The organism is Rhodanobacter glycinis (assembly GCF_006438785.1).
GTDB lineage: Bacteria > Pseudomonadota > Gammaproteobacteria > Xanthomonadales > Rhodanobacteraceae > Rhodanobacter > Rhodanobacter glycinis_A.
The window spans coordinates 227424-239996 of sequence record NZ_RCZB01000002.1 but is presented as its reverse complement, the minus strand read 5'-3'; the positions used below and the strand labels follow the sequence as shown (position 1 = coordinate 239996).

The window sequence follows — 12573 nt, the reverse complement described above, 5'->3', positions numbered from 1 at the left end:
GATGGGATGCCGGGTTGGGGCTGCGTGGATCCGCTCGATCTGATCAGACTCGATCACATCACGCGCGAATATCGCGAAGTCTGTGCCGCGTCGTCCAGATAGGCGTCGAAGCACATGGCGATGATACGCAACAGCAACCGCCCCCGCGAGGTCACCCGCAGCATGCGTGCATCTTCCTCGAGCAGACCATCGGCCAGCAAGGGCGCCAGATGCTGCCGTTCGCGCAGGAAGTACTCATCGAACAGCAGCCGGTGGCGCGCGCCGAAGGCGAGTTTGTCCAGCATGCCATGGCACATCAGCTCGCCGATCAGCTCGCGCCGGATCAGGTCGTCCTCGTCCAGTTGCAGGCCACGCGCCACCGGCAGGCGGCCGGCGTCCAGCGCCGCGTAGTAGCCGATCAGGTCGCGCGCGTTCTGGCTGTAGCTGTCACCGACGCGACCGATCGCGCTGACGCCCAGCCCGACGATGTCGCAATCGCCATGCGTGGAATAGCCCTGGAAATTGCGCTGCAGCGTGCCGGCGCGCTGCGCCCGCGCCAGCTCGTCATCGAAGCGGGCAAAGTGATCCATGCCGATGTAGACGTAGCCGGCCGCGCTCAGCTTCTCCAGCGCGCAACCGAACAGCGCCAGCCGGGTGGCCGCATCGGGTAACTCGGCCGCGTCGATCTGCCGCTGCGCCTTGAACATCTCCGGCAGGTGCGCGTAGCCGTAGACGGCGACACGATCGGGCCCCAGCGCCACCACCTGGTCCAGCGTGCGGCTGAAACCGTCGATCGTCTGCAGCGGCAGGCCGTAGATCAGGTCGACGCTGGCCGAACGGAAGTGCGCAACGCGGGCCGCCTCGATCACCTCGCGGGTCTGCTCGAAACTCTGGATCCGGTTGACCGCCTGCTGCACCGCCGGATCGAAATCCTGGATGCCGACCGAGATGCGGTTGAAACCCAGCTCGCCCAGGCCGCGCACATAGTCGCCATCGGCAAAGCGCGGGTCGATCTCGATGCCGTACTCGCGATCCGTCTCGTGGCTGAAACTGAAATGGCGCGCGAGCGACTCCATCAACTCGCGCATGCGCGGGGCGTCCAGAAAATTGGGCGTGCCGCCACCGAAGTGAAGCTGGCGCACCGGCCGGTCGCGGTCGAACAGCGGCGCGATCAGTTCGATCTCGCGGTACAGCCGCTCGAGATAGCGATCGGCCTGGCCCACGTCGCGGGTGATCACCCGGTTGCAGCCGCAGTAAAAGCACGGACTCATGCAGAACGGCACATGCACGTACAGCGACAACGGCCGCGGAATCGGCTCCTCGTTGGAAGCTCGTATCGCCTCACGCAAGGCCGTCTCGTCGAAATCGGCGGTGAATTGCGGCGCCGTCGGATAGCTGGTGTAGCGCGGGCCGGCCACGTCGTAGCGGGCAATCAGCGCGGGATCGAATTCGGGAATGGAGACAGGACTGGCCATGGATGGAGTCTGTCGAGGTGGCCGGCTGCGCGCCTTGATCAGGATCAACTGGCGCGGCTGCCGCGACGACGTGCCGCAGATGCACCAGGGACAGCACTTTGCGGGAGCGACTTCAGTCGCGATGCTTTTGCCCTGGAGCTTCAAAGCAAGAACATCGCGACTGAAGTCGCTCCCACAGAACCCGCCCAGCCGCTCAGCGCTTCAGCGGTTCGATCTGCTGTTCGATCGAACCAAAGATCGAGGCGCCGACCGTATCGGTGATGTCGATCTTCAGGCGGTCGCCGAACTTCATGAACGGCGTGCTGGGCTTGCCGTCGCGCAGCGTTTCCACCGTGCGCTGTTCGGCCAGGCAGGAGGCGCCCTTGCCGGTATCCTCGTTGGCGATGGTGCCGGAGCCGACGATGGTGCCGGCGGTCAGTGGGCGGGTCTTCGCCACGTGCGCGACCAGCTCGGCGAAGCTGAACTGCATGTCGACGCCGCACTCGGCCTCGCCGAACCACGCACCGTTCAACCAGGTGCGCATCGGCAGGTGCAGCTTGTCGCCCTGCCAGGCGTCGCCGAGTTCGTCCGGCGTCACCAGCACCGGCGACAGCGCCGAGCGCGGCTTGCTCTGCAGGAAGCCGAAGCCCTTGGCCAGTTCGCCGGGGATCAGACCACGTAGGCTCACGTCATTGATCAGGCCGATCAGCTGGATGTGTTCGGACGCCTGCGCGGACGTGGCACCCATCGGCACGTCGTCGGTGACCACGATGACTTCGGCCTCCAGATCGATGCCGTAATCCTCGCTCGGCACCACCACCGGATCGCGCGGGCCGAGGAAACCGGCGCTGGTCGCCTGGTACATCAGCGGGTCGGTGTAGAACGACTTCGGCACCTCGGCGCCGCGCGCGCGGCGCACGCGCTCGACATGCGGCAGGTAGGCGCTCCCGTCGACGAACTCGTAGGCGCGCGGCAGCGGCGAGGCGAGCGCTGTCATCTCCAGCGCAAATGCGCCAGCGGCACGGCCTTCGTTCAATTCGTCCGACAGTGCATTGAGTCGCGGCGCCGCGTTCGACCAGTCATCCAGCGCCGCCTGCAACGTCGGCGCGATCGCGGTGGCACGCGTCGCGTGGGTGAGGTCGCGACTGACCACGATCAGCGTGCCATCGCGGCCGCCTTCCTTGAGACTTGCGAGTTTCATTGCGACTCCGGATTGGCAGATCTACAGGCTTTCTGAAAAGTCCGCCAAGGATGGCGGTTTTATTCTTCGCCGTCAGGGAGGACGGCACTCATCAACCCAAAGTCCGCCATGGATGGCGGTTTGTTCTGCAGTCAGGGGGGACGGCATCCATCAACCGCAACCTTCCACGTAATCGACCTGCGGCGGCACACCCACGCGCCACTGCGTCACCTTGCCCGTCGCATCGGTTTCGAACAGCAGCGCGGCGTTGCCCTGCGCTGCCGCGATGCGCAGGTATTTTGCGCCAGCCACATATTTGTGCGGCTGCTCGACGACGCGATCGCCGTACAGGCTGCCGATCTGCGCCTCGCTCATGCCGACCTTGCCGCCGCCCGGCGCGATCTCCTTCGCTGTGCCGACGTCGTAACGCACGAAATGACCGCCTTCGAACATGAACGCGAAATCCGTCGGCGCCTTCACCCATTGAGGCCGTTTGCTGATGCAACTCGAACCCGCCGCAGGCGTGGTCACTTTCAACTCGCCGGCCCACGCCCGGTCGAACGTCGCTTCGTCCATGCCGAAATGCATATCGCCATAACCGTCGTAGCGCGCCAGCGCAGCGGGCTGCACCGGCGCGGCGGGTACCGCGGAAGCGACAGCCGAGCTGGCCATCGCCGCGGGTGCCGCCGTCGGCGCAGCCGGATGATCGGGACTGCTGCAAGCCGCCAGCACCGTCGCACATGCCAGGGCAAGGCCGACGCGCATCATGACTTGCGACCGGCGTCGAAATGCTTCGCGATGCCCTGCCAGCATTCGTGATAGTTCGCTTGCAATTGCGGCGAAGCCAGCGCCTGCCGGGTGGGGCGGATCACCTTGCGCGTCTCGAACATGAAGGCCATCGTGCCGCCGATCACGTCCGCTTTCGACAGGTCGGCGTTTGAGGCCTTCTCGAACGTGGCCGCGTCCGGGCCGTGCCCGCTCATGCAGTTGTGCAATGACGCGCCGCCGGGCACGAAGCCCTCGGCCTTGGCGTCGTACACGCCGGTGATCAGGCCCATGAACTCGCTGGCCACGTTGCGATGGAACCACGGTGGCCGGAACGTGTGCTGCGCCACCAGCCAGCGTGGCGGGAAGATCGCGAAGTCGACATTCGCCGTGCCCGCGGTGTCGCTGGGTGAGGTCAGTACCGTGAAGATCGACGGGTCGGGATGATCGAAGCTGATCGAGCCGATCGTGTTGAAACGGCGCAGGTCGTACTTGTACGGTGCGTAGTTGCCGTGCCAGCCGACCACGTCCAGCGGCGAGTGATCGATCTTCGCCGACCACAGCGCACCCTGGAATTTCGCGATCAGCTCGAACGCGCCGTCGACATCTTCATACGCTGCATGCGGAGTGAGGAAGTCGCGCGCATTGGCCAGACAGTTCGAACCGATCGGGCCCAGATCCGGCAGTCGCAGCAGCGCGCCGAAGTTCTCGCAGACATAGCCGCGAGCCTCATCGTCGAGTAGCTCGACGCGGAAACGTACGCCGCGCGGAATCACCGCGATCTCCTGCGGCTCGATCTCCAGCACGCCCAGCTCGGTGGCCAGCCGCAAGCGGCCCAGCTGCGGCACGATCAACAGCTCGCCGTCGGCATCGTAGAAGAAGCGGCCCTGCATCGATCGATTGGCCGTATAGACATGGACACCGATACCGGCCTGCTCGGCCGGGCCGCCGTTGCCGGCCAGGGTCACCAGGCCGTCGACGAAATCGGTCGGCGCGCCCGCCAACGGCGGCGGATCCCAGCGCAGCTGGTTCGGCGTGGCTGGCGCTTCGTCGAAGCGGTTGTGGAAGGTGGCGTGCGCCAGCGGCTGGAATGGCTGGTGCACCGCCGCCGGCCGGATCCGGTATAGCCAGCTACGCCGATTGCTGTGGCGCGGAGCGGTGAACGCGGTGCCGGAGAGTTGCTCGGCATACAAACCATGCGCCACGCGCTGGGGCGAGTTCTGCCCGACAGGCAGCACGCCCTCGATCGCCTCGCTGGCGAATTCGTTGCCGAAGCCGGATTGGTAACCGTTGCTGACGATCGTCGCCATGAGGGCAGCTCCTTACAGAAAACCGCGCTTCATCTGGTCGCGCTCGATCGACTCGAACAGCGCCTGGAAATTGCCCTCGCCGAAACCCTCGTTGCCCTTGCGCTGGATGATCTCGAAGAAGATCGGGCCGATCGCGTTCTGGGTGAAGATCTGCAGCAGCTTGCGCTGCCTGGTCTCCAGGTCGGCATCGATCAGGATCTTGTTCTTCGCCAGCCGCGCAACGTCCTCGCCATGGTTCGGCACGCGCTCGTCGATCACCTCGAAGTACGCATCCGGTGTATCGAGGAATTCCACGCCGGCGGCGCGCATCTTCTCCACTGTCGTGTAGATGTCGTCGGTGAAGCAGGCGATATGCTGGATGCCCTCGCCGTGATACGCGTCGAGGTATTCGTTGATCTGGCTCTTCGGATCGTTCGACTCGTTGAGCGGGATGCGCACGATACCGTCCGGCGCGGTCATCGCCTTGGAGACGAGACCGGTCTTGGCACCCTTGATGTCGAAGTAGCGAATCTCGCGGAAGTTGAACAGCCGCTCGTAGTAGTCCGACCACTTCTGCATGTTGCCGAAATACAGGTTGTGAGTCAGGTGGTCGATGAAGGTGAGGCCGAAGCCTTTCGGATGCTGATCGGCACCTTCGATCGCCTCGTAGTCGGCGTCGTAGATGCTGCCCAGGTCGCCGTAGCGATCGACCAGGTACAGCATGCAGTCGCCGATGCCCTTGACCACGGCCGCATTCACCGCCTTGCTGGTTTCCTTGTGGTCGATCTTCTCGCCACCGTTGTCGAGGACGGTCTGCAGTACCTGCACGCCGGGCTTGCGGAATCGGATCGCGAAACCGCAGGCACTGGGGCCGTGCGCCTTGGCAAAATCCGCCGCGAAGGAATCCGGATCCTCGTTGACCAGGAAGTTCACGCCGTTCTGCCGGTATACGGTGATCGGCCGCGTCTTGTGCTTCAGCACGGCGGCGAAGCCCATGCGCTTGAACTGATCGTGCAGCTCGCTGACGCGACCGGCCGGCGCGGCAAACTCGACGAACTCGAAACCATCGATACCCATCGGGTTGTCGAACGTGGTGACCTGCATGCCAAGATTCGGCTGGGCGTTCATGGCGCTCTCCTGATTGTCGGTGCACGATGACGACGGGTGAGCCTGCCACCATCGGAGTAATTCCCACGTTATAGTTTCATATGAAACCATTTGCAAGGAACACCGCCGCAATGCCCGCCAAACGCAAGTCAGCCTCGGCCACGGCCGAACACGCCCCGCTGCAACTGGAGCATTTCCTGCCGTACCGGCTTTCCATCCTGTCCAACACGGTCAGCCAGGCGATTGCCGACGACTACCAGCGTCGCTACGACATCTCGGTGACCGAGTGGCGGGTGATGGCGGTGCTGGCACGCTTCGAGGGCCTGTCGGCGCGCGAGGTGGCCGAGCGCACGGCGATGGACAAGGTCGCAGTGAGCCGTGCGCTGGCGCGGCTGGTCGGCGCCGGGCGGGTCAGCCGGGTGACTCACGACGACGACAAGCGCCGCTCGGTGCTGGGCCTGACCGAAGCCGGCTGGCGCATGCACGATGAAGTCGCCCCGATGGCCCGTGCGCGCGAGCGCGAGCTGCTGGCCAGGCTCGATGCCGAGGAACGCGCGTGGCTCACGCGCATCCTGGACAAGCTGCTTTCCGACGGAAACGGAAACCCGGAAGCAGCGAATCGCTGAGGCCTGCGCTTGCGCTGCCCGTCACCGCGCCGCTACCCCCGACTTGCCGATTTCAGCGCACCCCGTGCATCAGCTTGTTGATCAGCGGCGCGGCCAGAAACAGCAGCGCACCGGGGATCACCAGCAGCCAGAAGCTGAAAGTGAAGCCGCCGAGCGCCGAGGCCACCGTCATGCCGGTCTCGCCGCTGACGTGTCCGGCGAAGATGCCCGACAGGTTGTTGCCGATGCCGGTGGACAGGAACCAGCCACCCATGGCGAAGCCGACCATGCGCACCGGTGCGAGCTTGGTGGTCATCGACAGGCCGATCGGCGACAGGCAGAGCTCGCCGATCACCTGCATCACATAAACCAGCACCAGCGGCCAGAACGGAATGTGGCCGCTGCCGTCCACCAGCCGCGACAGTGCATACATCAGCACCGTGAATGCCAGCGCATTGAACAGCAGGCCGAGGCCGAACTTGCGCGGGATCGACGGCTCGGCCCTGCGTCGATCCAGCCACGCCCAGGCCAGCGACACCAGCGGCGCCAGCAACACGATCGACAATGGCGCGATCGACTGGAACCAACCCACCGGGAACACCCAGCCATCGAACATCCTGCGGTCGACGATGTTCTGCGCAAGGAAGTTGAACGAACTGCCGGCCTGTTCGTAGAACATCCAGAACAGCACGTTGAACGCGAAGATCAGCAACATCGCGATCACCCGATCGCGTTGTACCTTGCCCTCGCGCACGCCCTCGACCAGCAGCATCACCGACAGCCCGACGAACAGCGCGCTCAGCAACCACTGCAGCACCACCGCACCGGCCTGCGCCATCAGCAGGTAGACCAGCGGAATCGACAGCGCGCAACCGATCAGCACATAGACCATGCGCATGCGGCTGGCCTGTTCCGGCGCCGGCCGGCCGACGCCCTTGAGCTGGTGTCGGCCGATCAGGAACCACGCCAGGCTGATCAGCATGCCGATGCCCGAGGCCAGGAACACCAGCTTGTAGTTCTGCTGCATCGGCGTGTCGGTGAAATGGCTGGCCAGCCAGCCCGTGAGCAGCGGTGCCACCAGCGCACCGCCATTGATGCCCATGTAGAACAGCGTGAAGCCGCGGTCACGGCGCGGATCGCCCTGGCCGTACAGACGTCCCACCATCGAGGAGATGTTCGGCTTGAACAGGCCGTTGCCGACGATCACCGTGGACAGCCCGAGCAGGAAGATCTGCTGATTCGGCAGCATGATCATGAACAGGCCGGCCGCCATCACCACGGCGCCGACCAGGATCGAACGCTGGTAGCCCAGCACCTTGTCTGCCACATAGCCACCGAACACCGCCGCCGCGTACACCAGCGCCAGATAGGCGCCGTAGGTGCGGCTGGCATAGGCCTGGCCGGCGGGATCGCCGCCGAAGAACTCCGCCACGATGTACAGCGTCAGCGCCCAGCGCATGCCGTAGAACGCGAAGCGCTCCCAGAACTCGGTCATGAACAGCATCCACAACGGCCGCGGATGGCCGAGCATCTGTGGATAGTCGGGCGCGGCGCCCGGCGTCGTGTCGGTGGCTTGGTTCATGGATTTCCCCGTTGATGGATCGGCACTTCACGTGCGGACCAGTAATTTCTTGCGGGAAGGTGTAACCGCTGGTCGCACGCTGCGTCAAATGCACTGCAGCACGACGCATCGATCCGGCATCGACATTTGCACGACATACATGCAGAAGAGCGACCCAGGGGTCGCCCTTCATCTTGACGCCCCGCGCCCGGATCAGCGCACGCCGTGCATCCGCTTGTCGATCAACGGCGGATCAGCAGCAACAGCCAGATGCGTTGGGAGCATAATCGCAAAAATGGCACGCGCGGCGCCCTGCGGGCGTCACTGAAGTTCCAGCGACAATGAACACGGTCGGATCGGAGCCCGTGGACCTGCGCTCCGGCAATGGGAGCCTGTTGTGCTGCTGCGAATCAACCTGATACTGCTAGTCGCATTCGCGCTCGGCATGTTCGCGATCTCCCTGATCGTGACCTCGACGTTGCAGCAAAACGCAACGCGCGAGGTGCTCGCCCAGGCCGGTTTGATGCTGGACAGCGCCAAGGCGATCCGCTCCTACACGGAAACCGAGATCGGGCCGCTGCTCGACGAGAAGATGGTCAGCGCGTTCCGTCCGCAGAGCGTGCCGTTCTATGCCGCGACGCAGAACTTCCTCACGCTGCACAAGGAACACCCCGACTACTCCTACAAGGAAGCGACGCTCAACCCGACCAATCCACGTGACCGCGCAACCGACTGGGAAGCGGACATCGTGCAGCGCTTCCGCAACGACACCAGCACCAGGCAAGTGAGCGGGACGCGCGACACCCCACTGGGCAGGGTCCTTTACCTGGCGCGCCCGATTCGCGTCGAGCCCGGGTGCCTGAGCTGTCACAGCCTGCCTTCGATGGCACCGCCAACGATGCTCGCACGCTATGGCAGCGACAACGGATTCGGCTGGCAGCCCAACGAGATCGTCGGCGCACAAATCGTCTCGGAGCCATTCGCCAGCGCCGAGTCGAGCGCCGGACGCGTCCGCCGCGACGTGCTGACCGCCATCGCCGCCATGCTCGTCAGCGTACTGCTGGTCGTCAACGCCTCGCTCTATGTGCTGGTCATCCGCCCGGTGCGCCGGATCGCACGGATAGCCGACCAGGTAAGCCTCGGCGATACCTCGGCGGCGGAATTTCCGCGTGGTGGCGGGCCTGAGGTGGCCGCACTGTCGGCCGCCTTCGACCGCATGCGCAAGAGCCTGGACAAGGCGCTGCGGATGCTGGGTGGCTGAGCCGTGGCCCACGACCTGTTCGTCAGCTATTCGCAACCGGATCGGGAAGCCGCGTTCACTCTCGTGCAACGCCTGGAGGCGCGCGGCATCAGCGTATGGATCGCACCGCGCGACGTGTCTCCAGCGGCCGACTGGGCCGCCGAAATCATCGATGCGATTTCCAGTGCGCGGCTCATGGTTCTGGTTTTCTCCGGCAGCAGCAACGACTCGGGCCAGGTGCGGCGCGAGGTCGAGCGGGCCGTGCACAAGCAACTACCGATTCTTCCGTTCCGGATCGAGGATGTGTTGCCATCAAGGAGCCTGGAGTACTTCCTCAGCGCACAGCACTGGATGGATGCGTTCCCCCCGCCACTCCAGCCGCACATCGATCGCCTGTGCGACTACCTCGATACCACCATGGGCGGACACGCCGCGCACGATCTCCCGACCGGACACCGGCCATCGCGGGACACCGGACCAGCCGATATCACCCACCCGACTGGCGTCGATGCCGCGCACTTGCGCCTGCTGGAGGTCGAACTCGCCAGGCGCATCGGGCCCGTGGCCGGGCACCTGGTACGTCGGGCCGCGCAGAGCGGCGGCGATCTGGATGTCATCGCGCAGCGCCTCGCAACGGAAATTGATGGCAAATCGGAACGACGGCTATTTCTTGAAGCCTGCTGGCGAATCGGCAAGGGCACATAGCGGACGGCGCCATCGTGCATGCCCGGTTCCCCGTGCCGATCAGCGCACGCCGTGCATCAGCTTGTTGATCAACGGCGAGATCAGCAGCAACAGCACGCCGGCGCCGACCAGCAACCAGAAGCTGAAAGTGAAACCGCTCAACGCCGACGCCGCGGTCATGCCATTGTCGCCGCTGATGTGTCCAGCCAGCAGGCCCGACAGGTTGCCGCCCACCGCCAGCGAAAGAAACCAGCCACCCATCGCCAGGCCGACCAGCCGCGGCGGCGCCAGCTTGGTCACCATCGACAGGCCGATCGGCGACAGGCACAGCTCACCCACCGTTTGCAGTACGTAGCACAGCACCAGCGGCCAGAACGGAATCAGGCCATGGCCATTGAGCAGTTGCGACAACGCATACATCAGTACCGCAAAACCCAGCCCGTTGAAGACCAGGCCCAGGCCGAACTTGCGCGGAATGGATGGCTCGCGCCGGCGAGCGGCGAGCAGCGCCCACACCAGGGACACCAGCGGCGCCAGCAGGATGATCGCCAGCGGACTGACCGACTGGAACCAGCCCACCGGAAACTCCCAGCCACCGAACATCTGTCGATCGACCAGGTTCTGCGCCAGGAAGTTGAACGACGTGCCCAGCTGAAAGTAGAACATCCAGAACAGCATGTTGAACGCGAAAATGATCAGCATCGCGATCACCCGGTGCACCTGCACGCGATCGTGGCGCTGCCCTTCCACCAGCAACATCACCGCCACGCCGATGAACAGCACCCCCAGCAGCCACGATAGGTAGGCGGCGCCCACATACGCCAGCATCAGGTAGACCAGCGGCACCGCCACCACCACGCCGAGCAGCACCCACACCACGCGCATGCGGCTGGCCTGGTCCGCGAGCGGACGGCCCACGTTCTTGAGCTGGCGACGGCCGATCCAGAACCACAGCAGGCTCAGCAGCATGCCCACTCCGGCCGCGCCGAACACCGCCTTGTAGTTCTGTTCCAGCGGCGTGTCGGTGAAATAGCTGGCCAGCCAGCCGGTGAGCAGCGGCGCCACCAGCGCGCCGCCATTGATGCCCATGTAGAACAGGGTGAAGCCGCGATCGCGGCGCTCGTCATCGCGTGCGTAGAGCTGCCCGACCATCGAGGAGATGTTGGGCTTGAACAGGCCATTGCCCACGATCACCAGCGAAAGGCCGACCATGAACAACTGTTTGTCCGGCAGCATGATCGCGAACAGCCCCAGCGCCATCACCGCTGCGCCAATGAGGATGGAACGCTGGTAGCCGATCACCTTGTCCGCGATGTAACCGCCGAAGATGCCCATCGCGTAGATCAGCGCCACCCATGCACCGTAGATGCCGCTGGCCCAGCCCTGCCCCGCCGGATCGCCGTGATAGAACTGCGCCACCACGTATAGCGCCAGCGCCCAGCTCAAGCTATAGAACGCGAAGCGCTCCCAGAACTCGGTCATGAACAGCATCCACAGCGGGCGCGGATGGCCAAGCAGTTGCGGGTAGTCGGGTGCGTCGCCGACGGCGTCGATGTTCTGGTTCATGCTGTCCCTGGGTCTTGTCACCGCGGATCGTGCGGCGATCGGTAGATGGCGAATCAATCGCACAGGTGTAACCGCGGCGCACCGGTGCCGTCAATGCAGCGCAACCGCGTCAGCTGCCGAGCAGGGTGCGCACGTCCAGCAGCTCGGGGAAGAATTCCAGGTCCAGCGCCTTCTTCAGGAAGCTCACGCCGGACGAACCACCGGTACCGCGGCGATGGCCGATGATCCGCTCCACCGTCTTCATGTGGCGGAAGCGCCACAGCTGGAAGCTCTCTTCCACGTCCACCAGTTGCTCGCACATGTGGTATTCCGGCCAGAAATCCGCACGGCCTTCGTAGATGCGCTTGAGCACCGGCAGCAAGGCCTCATTGCGCCGATAGGCCCGGGTCCAGTCGCGCTGCAACAGTTCGGCCGGCACCGCATGACCGCGGCGCGCCAGATAACGCAGGAATTCGTCGTACAGGCTGGGCGCCTCAAGCACCGCGCGCAGCTGGGCCTGTGCAGCCGGATCATGCGCGAACACCTTGAGCATGTCGGCGTTCTTGTTGCCGAGCAGGAATTCGATCTGACGATACTGCAGCGACTGGAAGCCGGACGAGGGCCCGAGCACGCCGCGAAACTCCAGGTATTCCGACGGCGTCAGCGTCTCCAGCACCGCCCATTGCTCGAACAGCTGGCGCTGCACCTGCTTCACCCGTGCCAGGATCTTCAGGCAGGCGTCGATGTCGTCTGCCTGCAGATGCGTCACCGCGGCCTTCAGCTCGTGGATCAGCAGCTTCATCCACAACTCGGACACATGGTGCTGCACGATGAACAGCATCTCGTCGTGATGCGGTGGCTGGCTCAGCGGCTGCTGCGCGGACAGCAACGTGTCCAGATGCAAGTAACCGCCGTAGGTCATCTGGCCATTCAGATCGGTCTGGATGCCTGCCTCGATATCACGCTGGTTGTCGCTCATGCGGCTTCGTCGTCCTGCAAAGATCGATCATTTTAGCGGTTGCTGCGGGTCGTGCCGTACGCACACGAATGCTGCGCCGTACCTTGCAGTGCAACATGCCGGCCTGTTATCAAGTGCGGTCTTATCCGGACATACGGCCATCGCCGACCCTCGGTAAAATGCCGCGTTCCATGCCTTTCCCCTCT

Annotated in this window: 11 protein-coding genes; 3 read left to right on the top strand and 8 right to left on the bottom strand. The window is 64.5% G+C overall.

What is annotated here, in order from left to right:
- Positions 1-53 precede the first annotated feature (53 nt).
- The 5 genes from hemN to hppD form a co-directional block, all read right to left on the bottom strand.
- Positions 54-1454, bottom strand: coding sequence for an oxygen-independent coproporphyrinogen III oxidase (gene hemN, locus EAH75_RS09145; protein WP_140648326.1), 1401 nt, complete (start codon positions 1452-1454; stop codon positions 54-56).
- 193 nt (positions 1455-1647) lie between these two features.
- Positions 1648-2634, bottom strand: coding sequence for a fumarylacetoacetate hydrolase family protein (locus EAH75_RS09140; RefSeq protein WP_140648325.1), 987 nt, complete (start codon positions 2632-2634; stop codon positions 1648-1650).
- Positions 2635-2784: 150 nt separating this feature from the next.
- Complete coding sequence (locus EAH75_RS09135) at positions 2785-3381, bottom strand: lectin (RefSeq protein ID WP_140805212.1); 597 nt, start codon at positions 3379-3381, stop codon at positions 2785-2787.
- Positions 3378-4688, bottom strand: a complete 1311-nt coding sequence (hmgA, locus tag EAH75_RS09130; RefSeq protein ID WP_140805210.1) for a homogentisate 1,2-dioxygenase — start codon at positions 4686-4688, stop codon at positions 3378-3380. The genes EAH75_RS09135 and hmgA overlap by 4 nt, the downstream gene beginning before the upstream one ends.
- A gap of 12 nt (positions 4689-4700) precedes the next feature.
- Positions 4701-5771 (bottom strand): 4-hydroxyphenylpyruvate dioxygenase, encoded by a 1071-nt coding sequence (gene hppD / locus EAH75_RS09125; RefSeq protein ID WP_140805416.1) that lies wholly within the window; start codon positions 5769-5771, stop codon positions 4701-4703.
- Between the two features lie 134 nt (positions 5772-5905).
- On the opposite strand from hppD, the gene EAH75_RS09120 reads away from it, so the two are divergent.
- Positions 5906-6400 carry a MarR family winged helix-turn-helix transcriptional regulator gene (locus EAH75_RS09120; protein ID WP_140648322.1) on the top strand — a complete coding sequence of 165 codons (495 nt, stop codon included), beginning with the start codon at positions 5906-5908 and terminating at the stop codon, positions 6398-6400.
- A gap of 52 nt (positions 6401-6452) precedes the next feature.
- Here EAH75_RS09120 and EAH75_RS09115 read toward each other — a convergent pair whose 3' ends face one another.
- Entirely contained in the window at positions 6453-7961 is a 1509-nt protein-coding gene (locus EAH75_RS09115; protein ID WP_140805208.1) for a peptide MFS transporter, read from the bottom strand.
- Positions 7962-8337: 376 nt separating this feature from the next.
- On the opposite strand from EAH75_RS09115, the gene EAH75_RS09110 reads away from it, so the two are divergent.
- Together EAH75_RS09110 and EAH75_RS09105 are read left to right on the top strand one after the other, a co-directional pair.
- The gene (locus EAH75_RS09110; RefSeq protein ID WP_206666210.1) at positions 8338-9201 is read left to right on the top strand and encodes a Tll0287-like domain-containing protein; all 864 of its coding nucleotides are present in this window, start codon (positions 8338-8340) and stop codon (positions 9199-9201) included.
- 3 nt (positions 9202-9204) lie between these two features.
- The gene (locus tag EAH75_RS09105) at positions 9205-9885 is read left to right on the top strand and encodes a toll/interleukin-1 receptor domain-containing protein (protein WP_140648320.1); all 681 of its coding nucleotides are present in this window, start codon (positions 9205-9207) and stop codon (positions 9883-9885) included.
- A 39-nt stretch (positions 9886-9924) separates the two neighbouring features.
- Here the strand turns inward: EAH75_RS09105 and EAH75_RS09100 are convergent, their stop codons facing one another.
- Entirely contained in the window at positions 9925-11430 is a 1506-nt protein-coding gene (locus tag EAH75_RS09100; protein ID WP_140648319.1) for a peptide MFS transporter, read from the bottom strand.
- A 109-nt stretch (positions 11431-11539) separates the two neighbouring features.
- The gene (locus EAH75_RS09095) at positions 11540-12388 is read right to left on the bottom strand and encodes a tryptophan 2,3-dioxygenase (RefSeq protein ID WP_140648318.1); all 849 of its coding nucleotides are present in this window, start codon (positions 12386-12388) and stop codon (positions 11540-11542) included.
- Positions 12389-12573: the final 185 nt, after the last annotated feature.